Raw genomic sequence first — 17,967 nt, 5'->3', positions numbered from 1 at the left:
CATTCTGCATTGGTCATTCACACCTTCTGAATGTCTTTCATCAGCGGTTCGAGGTACTCCACGGTGCTGTTCATGCTGGCGAGGTTGACGTAATCGTCCTCGGGCACCTGCACGCGATGGCGTTTGCGGAGTTCCATGACGATGTCCAAGAAATCCATCGAGTCGAGTTCCATCTGCTCGCGGAAGCTTTGCGAGTCGTCCAGGTTCGAGAGGTCCTCGTCCGGAGCGATGTCGGCCAGGATGTCGAGTACTTCTTCGCGAATCTCTTCTTTGGTCATATTTATCACTCTCTGCTCATAATCGTGGCGAACCGAACGCACTATCGTCGCTTGTTCACACGCGTTTAATGACGACAGCCGAATTGATGCCCAGCATGCCGAAGGAATTGTTCAGAATGGTGTCGACACCCTTGGTCTGGCGCGGCTCGCCCAGCACCAGGCCGGCCAGTTCGCACTCGGGGTCCAAGTTGTCCACGTTTATCGTAGGGTGGCAGACGCCATCGTCAAACGAAGGCAGATTTCCGGCCAGTTCCAAGGAGCCGGCGGCGCCCATGGCGTGGCCAATAAAGCTCTTGGTGTTGTTGATCAACGTGGGGCTGTCGCCGTTGAAGACATCTCGCACCGCGGTGCACTCCTGGATATCGCCACTGGAGGTGGCGGTGGCGTGCGTACTGACGATGCCGATGTCGCCGGCGTTCAGCTGGGCCCGCTCCAGGGCCATCCGCATGCAGCGTGCCTGCTGCTTGGGATTGGGCAGCACAAAGTCGCTGGCATCGCTGTTCATGGCGTAGCCAACCAGCTCGCCGTAGATCTTTGCGCCCCGTGCGGCCGCATCGGAGTATCGCTCGACGATGAACAAACAGCCCCCCTCGCTGACGACGATCCCGTTGCGATCGCGATCGAACGGGCGCGAGGCCTTGGTGGGATCCTCGTTCGAGGCCAACGCGCCTTGGCTGGCGAAGCCGGCGAAAATGCCGAACGTGCGGATGCTCTCGCTGACACCGCCGCCGATGGCGACGTCGCACTCGCCCAACAACAGCTGCTGAGCGGCCTGAATTAGCCCAGCATTACCGGCGGCGCAGGCCGCGCCCACCGTGTAGTGCGGGCCGGTGATGCCCATGTTCAGGGTGATTTCACCAGCCGGGTTGTTGGCCACCGTGCGGGGGTTGTGGTGGTGGGTCCAGACACTGGTGTCGTAGTCGTACTGCTTGATCTCGTAGATTTCGTTCTCGGTCTCCACGTTACCGTGCTCGGTAACGCCGACGTACACGCCAACTCGCTCGCGATCGGTGTTTTCCCAGTCGATGCCCGAGTCGGCAATCGCCTCGTTGGCGCAGTAGATGCCAATGCTGCCAGCCCGGGTGCCGCGACGAACGTTCCGCCGCTTCTGGTACTTCAGCTCGTCGAAGTCGCACACACCAGCGAGCGTTTCGCCGATATAGCGGATATCGTACTGCTGAACTCCACTACGCCCACTGAGCAAAGCGTCGCGGTATTCGGCTAAGGTATTACCATTCGGCGCAGTGAGACCAACACCGGTAATGACGATCCGTTGGTTGTCGGGCGCCTGGCTGGTCATATGGGCTTGGTAATGGGGGTGGGTAGCGTGGTGCGGCGAATCTACGAAAATAACGTTTCCTGGCTACGCTGGCAAGAATGCCGGCACGTCCGAATGCCGGCCTAGGGGGGCCCGCATCGCGGGAAACGGGCAGTATTTCACTTGTCTTATAAATTTAAGGATCACGGCACATGAATGCGTTTTTGGGCGTTGATATCGGCACCTCGGGCACCAAGACCATCGCCATCGCCCCCGACGGCACGCTAATCGCCCAGGCCAGTGCTTCCTACCCGTGCCACCATCCGAAGCCTCTGTGGAGCGAACAAGACCCGGAAGACTGGTGGCAAGCGACCGTCAGCACGATTCGTAAAGTGGTGAAAACCGCCAAGCTCAAGCCAGCAGACGTCAAATCGATCGGCCTGTCGGGGCAAATGCACGGCTCCGTGTTTCTGGACAAGAACGATCAGGTGGTCCGCCCTGCACTGCTGTGGAACGACCAACGCACTTTCGCCGAGTGCGAAGAGATCGAACGCCTGGCCGGCGGCAGGCGAAAGCTGGTGCAGATGGTGGCCAATCCCGCCCTTACGGGCTTTACGGCGCCAAAAATCCTCTGGCTGCGGAACAACGAACCGAAGAACTTTGACCGCGTCGCCAAGGTACTGTTGCCCAAAGACGACATTCGCCGCAGGCTGACCGGCGAGTATGCCACCGAAGTGAGCGACGCCAGCGGCATGCTGCTGGTGGACGTGAAACGACGCAAGTGGTCGAAGCCGCTCTTGTCGAAGCTCGAAATCGACGAGAGCCTGCTAGCCACCATGCACGAGTCGGAAGACGTCACCGGCACGCTCACGCCCGAAGCTGCCCAAATGCTCGGCTTATCAACCGACTGTGTGGTGGTAGGCGGAGCGGGTGACTGCGCCGCCGGGGCCATTGGCAACGGTATTGTGAAAAGCGGCATTGTTTCCACGTCGCTCGGCACCTCGGGCGTGGTGTTTGTGCACAGCGATGAGCCCCAGGTCGATCCAGAGGGGCGTTTGCACACGTTCTGTCACGCCGTGCGGGGCAAGTGGCATATGATGGGCGTCACCCTTTCGGCCGCTGGCTCCTTTGGTTGGTTTGCCGACCAACTGTGCCAGGTGGACGCCGAACGCGCCAAACGGAAGAAGTTCAATTTGTTCGAGGAACTCACGGCCGAAGCCACCTCGACGCCAGCCGGCGCCGAGGGACTGTTCTTCCTGCCCTATCTATCCGGCGAGCGCACGCCGCACGCCGACCCGCTGGCCCGTGGGGCATTCATTGGCCTGACGGTCGCCCACACGCGGGCGCACATGATCCGCGCCGTGCTCGAGGGGGTTACCTACTCGCTGCGCGACTGCCTGGAGATCGTCGAGTCGCTGGGCGTCGCCACCAAGCAGATTCGCACCACCGGTGGCGGTGCGAAAAGCGCCTTCTGGCGACAGCTACAAGCCGACATGTTTGGCAAACGCGTCTCGGCAATGGCCAGCGACGAAGGCCCCGCCATGGGGGTCGCGCTGTTGGCAGCCGTTGGGGCGGGCGAATACAAGGACATCGTCGAAGCGACCAAAGCCACGATTCGCACCACCGACCAGTGCAAGCCTTCTGCCGCAGCAAGAAGGTGCTACGATCGGGGATTTCCGGTGTACCGCGACTTGTACCAGTCGCTGAAAGACGACTTCCGACGGATCGCCGAACTATGAACTAGATTGCGATCCAGCCGCAGGCTCGATTTCGCCCCAGCCCTGTCTAGCCCTTATCAGAGGGAGTCTGCGTGGCGGGGGGAGTGGTGTCGGTCGGCTGGTTCAGTTGAGCCAGCACCGGCGAAGTTGCAGCGGCCGTTGATTGAGGGTTATAGAACTCCACCAGATCGGTATGCAACTGAATCATGCCGACGTACTGGCACCGTGCCTGCTGGCTATCCAGCAGCAGCGATTCCAGCTCGGTAACCTTCGGTTCGTCCAGCTCGTCGTCGAGCATCAGACTGACAAGTTCGTCGACCCGCTCGAGCTTGGTCGCCAGTTCCTTGTCGTCCAGAGCCGGTTTCTGATAGCCAAAGGGTTCTTTCGGTTCGTGTTCAGCCACTCTCGCACCTTTCGGATGTTACTCTTCTCTGTTGGTAATTAACTGACTAAAGACTCGATGTCTGCCGACTTCCAAGCCTTAGCGTTGGGTGCCAGTTTGAATTACGTCTACTGGGCCCCTGTTGTTCTTCCAGTCTCACTAATAAAGACTAGCTCACGCGTGTTAGGTTCCGATGAGGAACTTTGCAGCGGTCCTTTAGTCTTTATCGGCCTCACAAATCAAGACAGGATAGGGAAACCTCTCTACCTACTAATCACCCAAGTCGTCGTTTTTCACACCACAAAAAGCGAAAAAATCGGTAATCGGTAACTTTGGTGCGTATCTCCTCAAAAGAGTCGGAATCGAGCACCCCCCCATGGTGGTGGGTTTGGGGCGAAATTGCCCTAATTGGGGCTATTTTCTATATCAGCTCCCCGGCCCCACCTCCCGGAGTGAACGAGCCGCACTATTTGTGTCGCCTGCAACATGCGGTCGACCCCAGCTACTGCCCTGGCGATTTATTTCTCGAATCGCCCGATGCCCATTACACGTTCGTGCTCGTTTTCGCCCCGTTCACCCGTTGGATGAGCCTCTCGGCACTGGCCTGGCTGGGAAGGTTCATCTGCTGGACGCTCGTGGCCTGGGCCTGGAGGCGATTGTCGTGGACGGTAGTGCCGCGGCCCCTGTTTGCGGCGTTGGCGGCAGCGCTAGTGATTGTGGGCATTGCCGAAGGCAACTTCGCCGGCGAGTGGCTGGTCGGTGGCTTCGAGTCGAAACCCATTGCGTACGCCTTCGTACTGCTCGGTTTGCGGAGCTGGATTCTGAACAAATGGAACTGGACCTGGATCCACTTTGGCATCGCCAGCGCCTGGCACGCCCTGGTGGGCGGCTGGTCGGTGCTCATCCTGCTAGCACTGTGGTTGGCTGGATGGCGACGCCAGCAGTCGCTGGTGGGCATGCTTCCGGGCTTGCTGCTAGGAGGAGTGATTTCGCTGGCAGGCATCATCCCAGCACTTTCCACCTCGGCGGGCGCAGCCCCCGAGGTACGCGCCGAGGCGGCCCAAGTGTACGTATTCGAACGCCTGCCTCACCACTTGGCTCCGCTACATAAGCCTGCGGAATGGATTGCCGAGCGAGCGTTACGCCACTCCACGGTGGCAACGCTGTTTGCGCTGTTGTTTGTCCTCAGGCTTCGTACACTCCGCATGGAGGAATGCTCCACACTGCGCGACGATCCCGCCTGCCGCATGGCGTTCTACGCGGCAGGCGCCATTGTACTGGCGCTCATTGGTGTGGTGATCGAACTGGCATTTTGGAACCACCCCGCAACGTCTGCGTCACTGCTGCGCTACTACTGGTTCCGCATCGTCGACGTGGCGGTCCCCATGGCCGCGGCCCTGCTGTGGATTCGCTTGCTGGCCGACTTGTTGGCTGCCCGCTACCGTTGGGCGCCAGCGATGCTCGCCATCATGCTGCTGGTGGCCGGCGTGCCACTGGGTCTCGAGCTTCGCGACTACACGAAGAAACCGGTCGCCGTGTCGGATGCCCGCAGACGCGACGTGTCCGACTGGCTCGATGTCTGTACGTGGGTCAAGGAAAACACCCCCAGCGACGCGCTGTTCCTCACCCCCCGCGGAAATACGTCGTTCAAGTGGCACGCCGAGCGGGCCGAAGTGGTCACCTACAAAGACATTCCGCAAAATGCAACGGGGCTCATCGAGTGGCGCCAGCGGCTGTACGATGTATTCAAGCCCGACGGCGACCCTGACGCCCTGTGGGTCGGCAACCTGGGCGAACTCGGCACCGCCCGTATCATGCACCTGGCCGACAAGTACAACTCCCGCTACGTGCTCACCCGGCACGGTACGCCGGTTAGCCTGCCCATCGCTTACGACAATGAAACGTACGTGGTTTACGAAATCCAAAAGAGTGAATAACGACTGTCGTTCTGCATGGTGATTCAGTCGTACATCCACCCCATCACGGCCCTGCCGGGCCCCGCTCACGAACAGCCAATGCCTATGTTCCCTGCTCCCGATGCTCCGATTCGTGCCGTGGTGTTTGATCTCGACGGCTTGATGGTCAACACCGAAGACGTCTATCAATTGGTCGGCACCGAACTGATGCGACGCCGAGGCAAGACCTTCGACGACGACCTGCGTGGCGCCATGATGGGCCAACCCGCTCACGCCGCGCTGGCGGTGGCCATCGAGTGGCACGCCCTGACCGATACGCTCGAAGACCTGGCGGCCGAGTCGGAAGCGACGTTCTGGGAGCTCGTCGAGGACAAACTGACCACCATGCCCGGCCTGCACGAGTTGCTGGCAGCCATCGATGAGCTCGGTCTGCGCAAAGCGATTGCCACCAGCGGCGCGCGGCACTACGCCGAAGAGCTGTTGAAGCGAGTCGACCTGCACGAACACTTTGAGTTCCTGATGACGGCCGGCGACATCACGCATGGTAAGCCGCATCCGGAAATCTACCAGAAGGCGGCCGACAAACTTGGCCTACCGACGGCCGAGACCCTGGTGCTGGAAGACAGCCAGAACGGCTGCAAGGCGGGCGTTGCGGCCGGTGCCTACACGGTGGCCGTACCGAGCTCCCACAGCGCCGATCACGATTTCTCCGGGGCCAAGTTCGTCGCCAATACGCTAGCAGACCCACGCATTCGAGAGGTGCTAGCGGGGTAAATTCCGCTCGCCCACCAGGTAACGCTCAAAGTTTCGCGAACCTTACAGCCGATACCACCGACAAAGCTGCATTTCTTTTCCTGCAGAAGGTTGGTCGGATGAAACGTTTCGTGTTTGCTGTTGTCTTGGGCCTGGCCTCCGTATCGTTCGGTACCGGTTGCCGTAGTTGCCAAAGTTGCCACGACTACGATCCACCAGTGGCCAACTGCCAATGCGCTGGTTGCGACACCTGCGGCGGTGGCCGCGCCGGTTCAGTGCTCTCCGGAGGCTACGCCGGTGGCGAGGTGATCGCCCAGCCTGAGATGTACGACGGCGAACTGATGTACGCCGACCCGATGATGCCTGAAGGCGAAGTGACCGAGTAGCAGGCTGTCGCCGTTCGAATGCTCATTCAGTTGCTTGGCTGCCCTTCCTGGATTCGGGACAGACGCAACGGAATTGATGTGCACCGGCGATCGCTCTCCTAGCCAAAGTGCATAGATAAATCCTACCTCGTGGTGCATTGCTTGCCACGTGAAGGTAATTGTCTGGGCGGCTTTGCACAGAACGTCGCGAATTGGTGCGGCCAGCACCCAAGCGAACTCGCTACTCCGAGACTGTTTTGCCCGCGGCCGCTTCAAGGGCTGCCGCCTCCTGTACGAGATTGAACTCCGGGCCCGGCGGGAAGTACTGGATTTCGTCCCCAACGTAGTAGGCCGATGGCGGCTGATGCCATGGACTGCAATACCGTAGCGTCGCCACTACGGCAACGATCGCCAAGAGGAATGCCAGTCCAGTGGCAAACATGGTAGTGGCTGATTCGCCCAGCAGACTTCGCTTCGCGCGAGGGCACGATAGGGTCTTAGAATGCATGTTCATGGGTATCGGAACTCCAGCAGACTACTCCGAAGCGGGCTCCGCATGTTGCCGGTTGAATAGCTCGGGGTCGAACTCGTCCCGTGGTTCGTACCGTGTGGGTTCCGCGCCGCGTTTCACGGCGGGGGGAGCGTCAGGCGCGTCGGTAAGGGGCGCCGCGCCGGCGTCGGGATCTTCCCAGAAGTGCTTGGGCTGCTTGGTTGGCGCAGCCTGGGCTGGCGTCGCTTGCGGAGTCGGCGTGGCCAATGGCTGTTGATGGGCGGCCAGTTCCACCGTGGGGGGCCCGGTCGGCGGTTTCACCTGGTCCTTGCCGGTTGCCTTCAATACCCACTCGATCAGCTTCTCGCGGACCTTTTCACGATGTCCATCAAACACCGGGCGAGGCAAACCGCCGTGCGGTACCGCCGGTTGCAACAACAGCGGGCTGTACTCGGGAGTCTCCTGGTCGATGGTATTCCACACCGCCTGCAGGTTTCGCAGCGTGCTCTCGCGATTCGCCATGCCCCGCAACAGATCGCGGTTCAAACGCAACTTGCGGGCATCCTCTGTCGAGTGGCAACCACCTGTCGCACATCCGTTAACCAAGATCGGTTGCACGTGGCGGGCGAAGTCTTCCAAGGCACCCGGCGGCAGCGAAGTCGCCAGTTTTTCGAGCTCCGCCAGTTCCTCGGTTCGCTGATGCGAGTCATCGGCCACCGGCTGGGTAGCCTGGGCAGGCTCATGAGCCCGCATGGCGGCGCGGGACATAACATCGTATTGCCGCTGCACGTAGCCGACCACCGGATTGTCGGGCGCGATCTTGCGGGCATCCTCGATTTCGGCAGCGGCCTGCGGCCAGATTTCCTGTCGCATGCACCATTTTGCCAGTTCCAGGTGGTCGGAGATGGAACCTTCACGAACCTCGATCCGTTTGGCTGCGTACGCATCCAGGAGCGTTGCGGTGATGCGTTCCACATCACGCACAGGCAAGTAGTGCTCGCTGGTTTCGGTGGCGACTCGAATGGCGCCCTGCAGGCGATCGACCTCGCCCTGCAGCACGTTACCATTGCGCAGCACTACTACCTCGGCCGCGTGGCTGGCGAGGGCGGAGGCAATAATCAGGGCGGTCGTAACAAGAATGCGGGCTTTCATACCGCGGCGTGTAGCCGATTTTGCCGGTTGGCGTCAAGGCGAACTGGGACCAATGCTGGCAGGGCGGAAGCAAAAGCCGCCCTGCCGACGGGACGAAACGGTCTTTTCGGCTTTCGGAAGCCACCTTTCCGCGTTCCCGTGCGGCGATCCCCTGGAGTCTGTCACCTGGGACAAGTACACTGCTATCATGGCCAAATCGCCGAAAAACGAGCTGCGAGAGCTTCACTACAAGGGTCACGTCCAGGGCGTGTTTTTCCGGGCCACGGCTCGGAACATCGCCAGCGGCCTGGCGGTGACCGGGTACGTGATGAACCTGCCCGACGGCCGTGTGAAATTGGTGGCCGAAGGTGCCCCCGCAGAACTCGACCTGCTGGAGCGGTCCATCGCCCAGGAAAAGGCCGACAGCATCCAGGACGTACAACGCGACACTCGCCCGGCCACCGGACATTACGACACTTTTGAGATAAGGTATTGAGAGAGACTTCCGGGCGAGTAGACAATCTGGTTTATCGATCGCCTAATCGCCACTCACTCATCCCCCCCTCCTTCACTCACTTACTCACCACTCCCCCCCGCACGCCATGCTCAACGCCGTGATGCTTCCTCTGGCCAACGTTCAACTGTGGATCACACCGCTGTGGATTCTGTCGCTTGGGGTCACTGCGGCCGTGGTGATCTTGGCCGTGCTGTATGGATTGATGGTCCTGGTGTGGCCGGCTGGCGCTTACTCGGTACGGCAAGCGGCAGGTGACGGTCTGCTGACGCCGATTGCGTGCGTGGCCGGGGCCTTCGTTCTGCTCACGGTGCTGGCCTCCGCCTCGATGCCGGTGGATGACATGTGGGACTCCCTCACACGACTTCCCACAGCCCATGAGCACACCGCAACGTTCACCATCGCCCCCAACGCCGAAGACCAACCACTGGATGTCGACATTCGGGCCGATGAACTGCTTTGGTACACGCTGGCCACCGATGGCGACCTGCGACTATCGACCGAAAAAGGGCGAGGATTCGTGGCCGTCGACTTCACCCTCACTGGTGGCGACGACTACGACTGGGACCCTGCAAAAAAGTACCCCCGCATTTTTCAGGACCGCATCACCACGCTGTACGCCACGAATCCCAACGACCAGCCGGTCGACCTGGCGCTAACCTACGAAACCGACGTCGAAATGCCCGAGGTGCATCACCTGCCCATCGTCATGATGTCGGTGCTGGCCGTGGTGCTGCTGTATTTCATGTTGGAAATCCTGTTTCCAGGCATTGCCACGGTGGCGGTCGGCACGGCCAAGGAAGCGATCTCGCAACCTCTGTTCATGGTGCTCACTATCCTGGGCGCCGTGGCGCTGGTGATCTTCGTCTTCATTCCTTACCACACCTTCGGCGAAGACGTGAAGATGCTGACCGACTCGGGCCTGACCACCATCATGGTGCTAGGCATCCTGTTCGCTCTGTGGACATCCAGCACCAGCGTCAGCGAGGAAATCGAAGGCAAGACGGCCCTCACCATGCTCAGCAAGCCGGTCAGCCGCCGCCAGTTCGTGATCGGCAAGTTTCTTGGCATTCTGTGGCCGCTGTTGGTGATGTTCGTCATTCTCGGTGCGATCTTGCTGATCACCATCAGCTACAAGGTCGTGTACGACGCCCGCGAGTCGAGCCAGCCAACGCCGGACTGGCAGTTGTGCTACACCACCATGGTGTCGGCTATCCCCGGACTGGTACTGGCCTACATGCAGGCAGCCGTGCTGGCAGCCATTTCGGTGGCCATCAGCACCCGGCTCTCGATGCTGCCAAACCTGATTATCGTGGGATCGATTTACGTGATCGGCAACCTGCTGCCGCAGATCGTCCGCACCAGCGCCGGCGACATCCCGTTCATCGCGTTCACGGGCAAGCTGCTCAGCGTGATATTACCGGTGCTGAACCACTTTAATATTCAGCCGGCCATCGCGGCCGGCGTGGCGGTGCCGTACGAATACCTGATAAGAGCAGGCATCTACTGCTTGCTCTATTGCGCAGCGGCCATGGTGCTGGCTTTGCTGCTGTTCGAAGATCGAGACCTGGCGTAGCGCCAGCTTCGCGTAGGGCCTGCGCTAGCCGGCCTTCCTGAGCGGCACAGCCGGGGTGAGTTGTGCGCCGCGGCGGCCCAGTGGCGAGGCGTCCCAAAGGTGCTTGTCGATGGCCTCGAGTACTTGCTCGGCCACCGCCAGGGCATTCCGCCCCGCTTGACCAGTGACGCGAACATCGCGGCCGGTGCGAATGGCCTCCGCGAAGTCGCGATGCTCTTCGGCGATGGCGTTGGTTTGCGACGGCTCGTGCTGCTTCTTGACCAGCAGCTCTTCGAACAGGTGGTCGCGATAGTGGGCCACCTGGTCGGTAGTGAGCGAATTGAGATCGAACTGACGCGTAAGCAGTTCCGCGGTGGGGCGCACGGTAGTGGCACTCCGGCCGGCGAAATCGATATCGGTAAAACCAGTGGGGGTAAACACCTGCATGCTGCGGGCGCCCTGGTAGTTGACCCGCGACGCCGTTAGCTGGGCGATGGCCCCGTTGGCAAAACGCAATTGGGCTTGGGCAATATCTTCGCTGTCGCCCATCACGGCCACGCCAAACGCATCGACGTGCACCACGCGGCTTTTGACCAGCGACAACACGATGTCGATGTCGTGAATCATCAGGTCCATCACCACGCCAATATCGGTGGAGCGGAACGTGAATCCACTGGCGCGAATGCCCTGGATAAAGCGAATGTCTGCAAGGTCGTCGGCCACACAGTCCAGACCGGGATTGAACCGTTCGACGTGTCCCACTTGCAGCTTCAGACCGTTTGTCTTGGCCAGTTCGACCAGTTCGTCAGCCTCTTCCACCGTGGTGGTGATGGGCTTCTCGACCAGTACGTGAATGCCGGAGCCCAGCAGGTCCTTCACCACGTGGTGATGATAGATGGTGGGAGTGGCAACAATGGCCGCTTCGATTTCGCCTAGCACCTCGCGGTAGTCGGCCACCGCGCGACAACCGGTTTCCTCGGCCACCCGCTCGCGGGCTTCCTGGTTAACGTCGACGATCGCCACCAAGTCGATGTGCGGCGCCTCGGCGGCTAAACGTGCATGAATGCGACCCAGGTGTCCCGTGCCAATAACGGCGGTGCGTAGCGGAAGCATGATAGAGCAATCGGATTGGTAGGTTAAGGTTCGAGGAATGGCCAAACCGCGATTCCGAATGAACCATGCTTCCATTCAACATGGAGCATTCGGCAGGACGAGTCTCCTCTTAAGCGGCCCGGCGGGCTTCGCGGCCGCGACCATGGCGACCTTCCTGTTGTCCTTCGATAAACGCCAGGAGGTGATTCACCTGCGGCAGCAGGCGGTCGTTGCCGCGAAGGACTTCGCGAGCAGCGTCCAGACCGATCTTCGAGCGGTACATCAGGCGGTGAGTTTCGGCCAGGGCGTCGATCACCGGTGCGTCGAAGTTGTTACGCTTGAGCGCCACGATATTGATGCAACGCGGTCGGGCCGGCGAGCCCTCGCACAGCATGTAGGGGGGAACATCGTGCAGCACGCGGCTCAAGCCACCGACAAAACTGAAGCTGCCGATCGTGGTATAGTGATGCACGGCCACACCACCGGAGATCGAAGCGTGATCGTCCACGTGAACGTGGCCGCCAAGCATCGAACCATTGGCGATAATGATATGGCTGCCAAGCTTGCAGTCGTGAGCCACATGCGTATTGGCCATCAGGAAGTTGTTATCGCCGATGCGGGTGATACCATCTTCCTTCTCGCTGGCGCGGTTGATGGTCACCCCCTCGCGAATGATGTTGCCATCGCCCACGATCACCTTGGTGTCGGTGCCGGCATAACTGATATCCTGCGGCTCGCCACCCAGCACCGCATGGGGGTAGATGGTGTTATCGCGGCCAATCGTCACGTGGCCCATCAGGGTCACGCTGTTCATGATCTTGGTACCCGTACCAATCTTCACATTTGGGCCGATGGTGGTAAACGGCCCCACTTCAACCTCTTCACCGATTTCGGCTCGTGGATCAATCCAGGCGGTATTGGCAATACTGATGGCCATGGCTCTGCGGGGGGATAAGGTTTAGGCGATAGTTGTTAGGCGTAGGGCGTAGGTTGGGGTCGGGCATCAGACGCAGGATGCCTGACACCTGGCGAACGACGCCTAGCTATGCGGTTCTTCTGAGCGATTGTTGCTTCTCGTGCTCCAACAAGGCTTCGACCAGCGACGCGTTGAGCTGGTGACCACTGCGGTAGCAGATGAAGTGACCAACCACGGGGCGACCAGCCAGGGCAAAGTCGCCCACGGCGTCGAGCACCTTGTGACGCACGCATTCATCGGGAAAGCGGAGCGGATTGTCCATCGGACCATCCACGTCGAAGATCAACAGGTCCTGGGCAGTCACTCGGGTGCCCTTGCCCATCGCTACCAGAGCGTCGGCTTCTTCGCGAAGCACGAATGTCCGCGCGGGGGCCAGTTCATAGCGAAACTGCTCGGGCGAGATTTCAGCGGCGAACGACTGGCGGCCGATCGCGTTGCCTGGTCCATAGTCGAGGTGAAACTCGATAGAGAGCCCGCCTCGGTTGGTGGGCTGAGCTTCCACCCATTTGTGCTGATTGCCGGCTCGCACGGTTTGCGTGACCACCAGCGGGCGAGTGGGCGTGGATTGCACGACCACGCCGGCCATGTCCAGGGCTTCGACAAAAGCGGAAGCCGAGCCGTCGCAGCCGGGAATCTCCTCGGCCGTGACCCAAACCTCACAGTTGTCGATTTCCAGGCCGGCTAAGGCGGCCATGACGTGTTCGATCATCTCGACGCGACGCTCGCCACTCTTCAGCACCGTACGGCGGGGGCGATCTTCGCGAAGCTCGAGGCCCACCGGCAGGCGTACTGGCGGGCGACCGTCGGGCGTGTCCAGGATAAAAGTCACTCCGCTGCCGGCAGGGGCGGGCCGGAATTCTACCCGGCAGTCTTTGCCACTCCAGTAGCCGAAGCCTTCTACGGCGGCGGCTCGGGCAACGGTGCGCTGATGGCGCAGGGGGATCATCGGAGGGGGCTCCCAAGCGGGGTCAATGTCCGAGGTGGACAAGTGATTGATTCAGCTTCGTTGCATTCGCGATACAACAGCCCCGGACCCAGCCGCCCATGGGGGGGAGAAATGGGCGGCCGGGCTAGTCAGGGCGTTGCACGCGTTTACTTCAAAGGCTGACCCGATTGGGGATTCGCCGCAGCGTTGGTGGCTGCGCCGTTATTCACCAGAGCCACAATGTCGCGAGTGATGTCGACATTGTTCTCGAACACCACGGGACGATTGATGTCCTTCAGGATGTCCTTCGGATTGGTGGGATCTACAGGATCGCCACTGAACCGCAGCACCAGACCAATCTTACGCTGCTTGGCGTAGTTGGCGATTGTGTAGCTGATCTGACGGTACGTGTTGTAGTAGATCTTGCTTTCCTTCTCCATCAAATCCTTACGCAGACGATCCATCTCCAGGTTGAACTGCGCCTTGGCGGCAGCCAACTTGTCGTCCATGTTCTTGTAGTCAGGCGTGCCCACCTTAAGCTGGTTGCGGGCATCTTCCATCTGGGCGATCTGATCGCGCTTCGCCTTCAGGCTATCCTCGATCTTCTTCATTTCGTTCTTCATGTTTTCCATGGTGGCTTTGAACTGAGCGTGCTCCTTGAACACGTAGCTGATGTCCACCACGGCAATTCCGAACGTGGGAGCGTTGGCTGCCTCGGGGTGTTGGGCATGGGCGCTTGGGCTAGCGACACCAATCAATAGAGCGGCCGCGACGGCCAAAACGAGAGTCTTCACGTCAGCACTCCTTGCTGAAAAAACGGGTCATCCTTGACCAAGGCGAAGTATTGCCAGCTGAGCCACGTGCTCGCCCAGCCGGAAAGTCAAGCGGGCGGTATTGTGCCGAGATCGGCCGATCGGGGCAAGGCCATTCTTGGGTAGTTTTTTCAGTGTTTTTTCGAGCCCCCTGCAACGGCTTGCACCCTGCTGCCAATCCGGCCCCGTAATCCCGATGGCCCGCAACGAAACACCTGAAAAAACAGGCTATCCAAGTGCAACTGTGAACTGCGGAATCCGGAGTTCGGCGATCCCACCGATTTCCAGGCGTGCTCCTCGCACCTCGCGCCGCATGCTATCATGGGCGCCAAAATCCACCTTCTCACCTGGAGTTTACCCTATGAGCTTCTCACTCGATCGACGGTCGTTCTTTCAAGGCAGCGTGGTAGCGGCGGGCCTTGCCGCTGGGGGAGCGATTCGTGCCGAGGAAACGTCCCAACCTGCGAGCACTCCCCTGCTTGGACAGGGCACCAGGATTCTGTTCCAAGGCGACAGCATTACCGACGCGGGCCGCAAGAAAGGTGGTCCCGCCGAACCAAACGACCAGTCGGCGCTCGGCGGCGGTTACGCCTTCTTGGCGGCCGCCAACATGTTGACACAGTTTCCCGAAGCGGATTTGCAGATCTACAACCGGGGCATCAGTGGCAACAAAGTCTACCAACTGGCCGAGCGGTGGCAGGCCGATTGCCTGGATCTCGAGCCCGACGTGCTGAGCATACTGATTGGCGTTAACGATATCTGGCATCACCTGAATGGCCAGTACGACGGAACCGTCGAGACTTATCGCACCGACTACCATGCCTTAATGGAACGCACGAAAGAGGCTCTACCCAACGTGAAGATCGTCGTCTGCGAGCCCTTCGTATTGAAGACCGGCGCGGTCGACGCCAAATGGTTCCCCAAATTCGATGGCTTCCGCGCCGCTGCAAAGGAGATCGCCGATCAGTACGCCAACGTGTGGGTGCCCTTCCAATCGATGTTCGACGAAGCCGTGAAACTCGCTCCTCCGGCCACCTGGGCCCGCGATGGCGTCCACCCCACGGGCGACGGTGCCGCATTGATGGCCCACGCTTGGGTTACCGCTGTGAGCGCGGCGTAGCCCGCTCGCGAAAGCGAACCAACTCAGGTCATTTTAGGCTGCAATACGCAAAGCCGGGTCCGCATTACGCAGGTGCGGTCTCCGCTCGTACGTCGCCATCGCCTTATGTCGATTTTTATGCGCGGCTCCGCAATCGTTCTGCGAACCACTTACGGTCTTTTCCGCGCATGCGAGCCGCAGGAAAATGCACACAAATACGTCTACGGCCAACCACAATTCGGACGATGCGGGTTACAATAATTCGCAGTCGCTCAGTTGAGGAAGCTTCGAGCCGCTTCAGCTGCAGTGTCGTCCGTTGCTTAACGCTTGCCACGGAACATGTCCTGGCGGCGAGTGTTCATCACGATCAGCAGGTTCAGGCGTTTTGGGGAGGCCTGCTCGTCGCTACTTTTCCTTTGTCTTCACCTGGGGTTAGTACTAATGTCGAACGATTGGAAATCGAATGTGCGCCAAACAATTCTTGCAGCCCTGCTGGTGGCCCTGTTTGGCGTCGGCACCGCCGATGCAACATTGCTTCACCAGTGGCTATTCCAAGGGCCTGGCGACAACGTGCTGAAAGACAGCGCCGGCGGACTGGACCTGAACTACGCACCGGGCGAAGGGAACGTCGGCGGAGTGATGGGAAAAGCCTATGACGTCGCTTTCGAGAAAGGGTTCAACGACGTCACCCATGCCTACCGCCCCTACTACGTGGACGTCTCACAATCGTCGACAGCCGGCGCTGGCCTGACGGGCTCTGGCTTCACGAGCCCCAGCCAATTCACCATCGAAGCAATCGTGAAGCCCGATGCCAAGACCTCTGGGTCGGCCGTCAACTACTTGTTCCAAACCCGTCCCGGCAGCGACCGTGGCTACTACCTCATTCAGGATGAGGACAACTTAAGTGGTGGTTCGATCGGTGGCATTGGCTCCATCATCGGCAACAATTTTGGCGACGTCGCCATCGGCGCCGAATACGACGCCAACGATACCTGGATTTACATTGCCGCCGTGATCGACCTGACCACTTCGCCTGGCCAGGCCGTGGCCGACGTCTATGCGGCTAATCTTTCGGCTGGTGAAACAACTCCCACGCTGATTCTCAACGATCGCACCTGGAACTCGGCGGACCCCAGCGCACTGGCCGGTGCTACCGGCATTTTTGGACTCGGAAACTTTGCTATCGATCGCGATGGCGATTCCACGGCGGAGGCTTCACAGGAGTGGTTCCAAGGCGCCATCGACTATGTCGCGATCTACGACGAATTGCTTACACCGGCGGATCTGGCCGACAACCTGAATGCCCGCATCAACCTGGTTCCCGAGCCTTCTACGCTGGCGTTGGTTGGTCTGGCAGGCGTGTTGGGACTATGCCTGCGTCGCTCCAAATGCTGAACGCTCGCCGTGGCAAACCAGCCGAATGTTCAACGAGGCCCGAGTCAGTGACTCGGGCCTCATTTATTGAAGTTCGCGTGTTCGATAGCCGGCATCCAAGTACCGCAAAGCAGTTGGCCGTGTACCGCAGAATCGACCGCCAGGTGGAATCCCACTTGCGTCACCCGCAACTGTTTGCGGTTTGCCCAACCGCCATGCGCGTGCTTCGCTGCGCGCGGCGAATGAATATAAACTGACGCTCTCCGACGAGCGCCAGCATCCTCCATCGCGGGCTACCGCGAAATTCACAGCAGCAAGCGATTGCGCATTGCCTCGCATCGGCGAAGGAACTAGCTTAAGCTACAGTCTGTCGTATAGCACGGTCCGCTGAAAGATTGCTCGTGTTACCGGAGAGAGGTGATTCCGGATGCCTTGGCAAGAACCGCCGCAAAAGAGAACTTACGCCTGCAATGGAGAGGTGATTGCCACCTTAAGGCAGAAGCGCGAGTGGACTCAGCACAAGCTTGCGCAACTTGCAGGGTATAGCAACCGACTCATCGCCAAGGCCGAGGCCGGCTTGCCAATTATGGCTGTCACCGTAGTCGACCTAGCCGACTCGCTTTCTACCGATGAGCAACCCGTTTATCCCGAAGACCTCATCAGCGATCCGGTGGCCATGGCCAAGTGCTATATCGGCGCCCAATACGAACATGGCGCCGACTGCATCACGCAAGTGCGGCACTTCCTGGATGAGAACATCCTCATGAAGTGGAATGGCGATCCAGCGGTCTTCCCTTTCACAGGCGAACACCGCGGCGTCGAAGCGTTGCAACGCGCCATCGGCACTTTCTTCTCGATGATTACCCCCCCGCCCGACCACGACTGGCGCCCCTGGTACCGCTTTGTCGGACAGGGCAACGAGGTCATCGTATGGGGGCAAAACTGGATGGGCCCCATCGGCCGACCACTATCCGAGCCCATGAAGCTGGTGCACCGCTTCGTCTTTCGTCGCGGAAAGCTGGTATTTCACGAGGTGCTATTCGACGCCATGCAAGGCGCCAAGTACCTGGAAGAAGCAGGCATGCGGGACTAAGCTCAGCAGTTGCCTGGCTACTCCGACTTCGCCCTGCCATCCTCCGAAGAGCCGATTCAGGACTCGAAGTAGTCGAGCGGCCATCTACGCGGGCCCCGGCTGCAGGCGTTTCGGCTACAATAGCGGGCATTCAACCCGGAAGCGAATTCCGGCCTCCCTACCTGAAACTCTATATCCGCCCATGCACCTGCGACACCTCGCGACTTGCTTTTTCTTACTCACCGCTTTGGCGCTAC

18 protein-coding genes are annotated in these 17,967 nt (G+C 60.0%); 9 read left to right on the top strand and 9 right to left on the bottom strand.

The genetic code is table 11. The features are described from left to right. Positions 1–17: 17 nt before the first annotated feature. Both NG895_RS11320 and NG895_RS11315 read right to left on the bottom strand, forming a co-directional pair. Positions 18–278, bottom strand: a complete 261-nt coding sequence (locus NG895_RS11320; protein WP_252852598.1) for an acyl carrier protein — start codon at positions 276–278, stop codon at positions 18–20. Between the two features lie 55 nt (positions 279–333). Continuing rightward, positions 334–1,578 (bottom strand): beta-ketoacyl-[acyl-carrier-protein] synthase family protein, encoded by a 1,245-nt coding sequence (locus NG895_RS11315; protein ID WP_252852597.1) that lies wholly within the window; start codon positions 1,576–1,578, stop codon positions 334–336. A gap of 170 nt (positions 1,579–1,748) precedes the next feature. Between NG895_RS11315 and xylB the strand changes: the two genes are divergently transcribed. Further along, positions 1,749–3,275 (top strand): xylulokinase, encoded by a 1,527-nt coding sequence (gene xylB, locus NG895_RS11310; RefSeq protein ID WP_252852596.1) that lies wholly within the window; start codon positions 1,749–1,751, stop codon positions 3,273–3,275. Between the two features lie 46 nt (positions 3,276–3,321). On the opposite strand, the gene NG895_RS11305 is transcribed toward xylB, so the two are convergent. Continuing rightward, positions 3,322–3,657, bottom strand: a complete 336-nt coding sequence (locus tag NG895_RS11305) for a hypothetical protein (RefSeq protein ID WP_252852595.1) — start codon at positions 3,655–3,657, stop codon at positions 3,322–3,324. A 431-nt stretch (positions 3,658–4,088) separates the two neighbouring features. Between NG895_RS11305 and NG895_RS11300 the strand changes: the two genes are divergently transcribed. The 3 genes from NG895_RS11300 to NG895_RS11290 all read left to right on the top strand — a co-directional run bounded on the left by NG895_RS11300 (position 4,089) and on the right by NG895_RS11290 (position 6,691). Continuing rightward, complete coding sequence (locus NG895_RS11300) at positions 4,089–5,573, top strand: DUF6798 domain-containing protein (protein WP_252852594.1); 1,485 nt, start codon at positions 4,089–4,091, stop codon at positions 5,571–5,573. Positions 5,574–5,588: 15 nt separating this feature from the next. Continuing rightward, positions 5,589–6,326 (top strand): HAD family hydrolase, encoded by a 738-nt coding sequence (locus tag NG895_RS11295; protein WP_252852593.1) that lies wholly within the window; start codon positions 5,589–5,591, stop codon positions 6,324–6,326. Positions 6,327–6,424: 98 nt separating this feature from the next. Then, positions 6,425–6,691, top strand: a complete 267-nt coding sequence (locus tag NG895_RS11290) for a hypothetical protein (protein WP_252852592.1) — start codon at positions 6,425–6,427, stop codon at positions 6,689–6,691. Positions 6,692–6,911: 220 nt separating this feature from the next. On the opposite strand, the gene NG895_RS11285 is transcribed toward NG895_RS11290, so the two are convergent. Together NG895_RS11285 and NG895_RS11280 are read right to left on the bottom strand one after the other, a co-directional pair. Further along, positions 6,912–7,184 (bottom strand): hypothetical protein, encoded by a 273-nt coding sequence (locus tag NG895_RS11285; RefSeq protein WP_252852591.1) that lies wholly within the window; start codon positions 7,182–7,184, stop codon positions 6,912–6,914. Positions 7,185–7,205: 21 nt separating this feature from the next. After that, positions 7,206–8,312 carry a hypothetical protein gene (locus NG895_RS11280; protein WP_252852590.1) on the bottom strand — a complete coding sequence of 369 codons (1,107 nt, stop codon included), beginning with the start codon at positions 8,310–8,312 and terminating at the stop codon, positions 7,206–7,208. Positions 8,313–8,499: 187 nt separating this feature from the next. On the opposite strand from NG895_RS11280, the gene NG895_RS11275 reads away from it, so the two are divergent. Together NG895_RS11275 and NG895_RS11270 are read left to right on the top strand one after the other, a co-directional pair. After that, positions 8,500–8,787: an acylphosphatase gene (locus NG895_RS11275; RefSeq protein WP_252852589.1), complete on the top strand. Its 288-nt coding sequence runs from the start codon at positions 8,500–8,502 to the stop codon at positions 8,785–8,787. A 106-nt stretch (positions 8,788–8,893) separates the two neighbouring features. Further along, positions 8,894–10,381 (top strand): ABC transporter permease, encoded by a 1,488-nt coding sequence (locus NG895_RS11270; protein WP_252852588.1) that lies wholly within the window; start codon positions 8,894–8,896, stop codon positions 10,379–10,381. A 24-nt stretch (positions 10,382–10,405) separates the two neighbouring features. Here the strand turns inward: NG895_RS11270 and NG895_RS11265 are convergent, their stop codons facing one another. From NG895_RS11265 to NG895_RS11250, 4 genes are all read right to left on the bottom strand, one after another. Further along, positions 10,406–11,473, bottom strand: coding sequence for a Gfo/Idh/MocA family protein (locus NG895_RS11265; protein WP_252852587.1), 1,068 nt, complete (start codon positions 11,471–11,473; stop codon positions 10,406–10,408). A gap of 109 nt (positions 11,474–11,582) precedes the next feature. Next, on the bottom strand, positions 11,583–12,389 hold the full coding sequence (gene lpxA, locus NG895_RS11260; RefSeq protein ID WP_252852586.1) for an acyl-ACP--UDP-N-acetylglucosamine O-acyltransferase: 807 nt from the start codon (positions 12,387–12,389) through the stop codon (positions 11,583–11,585). 106 nt (positions 12,390–12,495) lie between these two features. Beyond that, positions 12,496–13,374, bottom strand: coding sequence for a UDP-3-O-acyl-N-acetylglucosamine deacetylase (lpxC, locus tag NG895_RS11255; RefSeq protein ID WP_252852585.1), 879 nt, complete (start codon positions 13,372–13,374; stop codon positions 12,496–12,498). Between the two features lie 146 nt (positions 13,375–13,520). After that, complete coding sequence (locus NG895_RS11250; protein WP_252852584.1) at positions 13,521–14,147, bottom strand: OmpH/Skp family outer membrane protein; 627 nt, start codon at positions 14,145–14,147, stop codon at positions 13,521–13,523. 379 nt (positions 14,148–14,526) lie between these two features. Between NG895_RS11250 and NG895_RS11245 the strand changes: the two genes are divergently transcribed. From NG895_RS11245 to NG895_RS11235, 3 genes are all read left to right on the top strand, one after another. Next, on the top strand, positions 14,527–15,285 hold the full coding sequence (locus NG895_RS11245; RefSeq protein ID WP_252852583.1) for an SGNH/GDSL hydrolase family protein: 759 nt from the start codon (positions 14,527–14,529) through the stop codon (positions 15,283–15,285). A gap of 420 nt (positions 15,286–15,705) precedes the next feature. After that, positions 15,706–16,659 (top strand): PEP-CTERM sorting domain-containing protein, encoded by a 954-nt coding sequence (locus NG895_RS11240; RefSeq protein ID WP_252852582.1) that lies wholly within the window; start codon positions 15,706–15,708, stop codon positions 16,657–16,659. Between the two features lie 406 nt (positions 16,660–17,065). Beyond that, positions 17,066–17,731, top strand: a complete 666-nt coding sequence (locus tag NG895_RS11235; RefSeq protein WP_252852581.1) for a helix-turn-helix domain-containing protein — start codon at positions 17,066–17,068, stop codon at positions 17,729–17,731. The last annotated feature ends 236 nt before the right edge of the window (positions 17,732–17,967 follow it).

This window comes from Aeoliella straminimaris (assembly GCF_024054565.1).
GTDB classification, from domain to species: Bacteria; Planctomycetota; Planctomycetia; order Pirellulales; family Lacipirellulaceae; genus Aeoliella; species Aeoliella straminimaris.
This window is presented reverse-complemented; position numbering and strand designations above follow the sequence as displayed.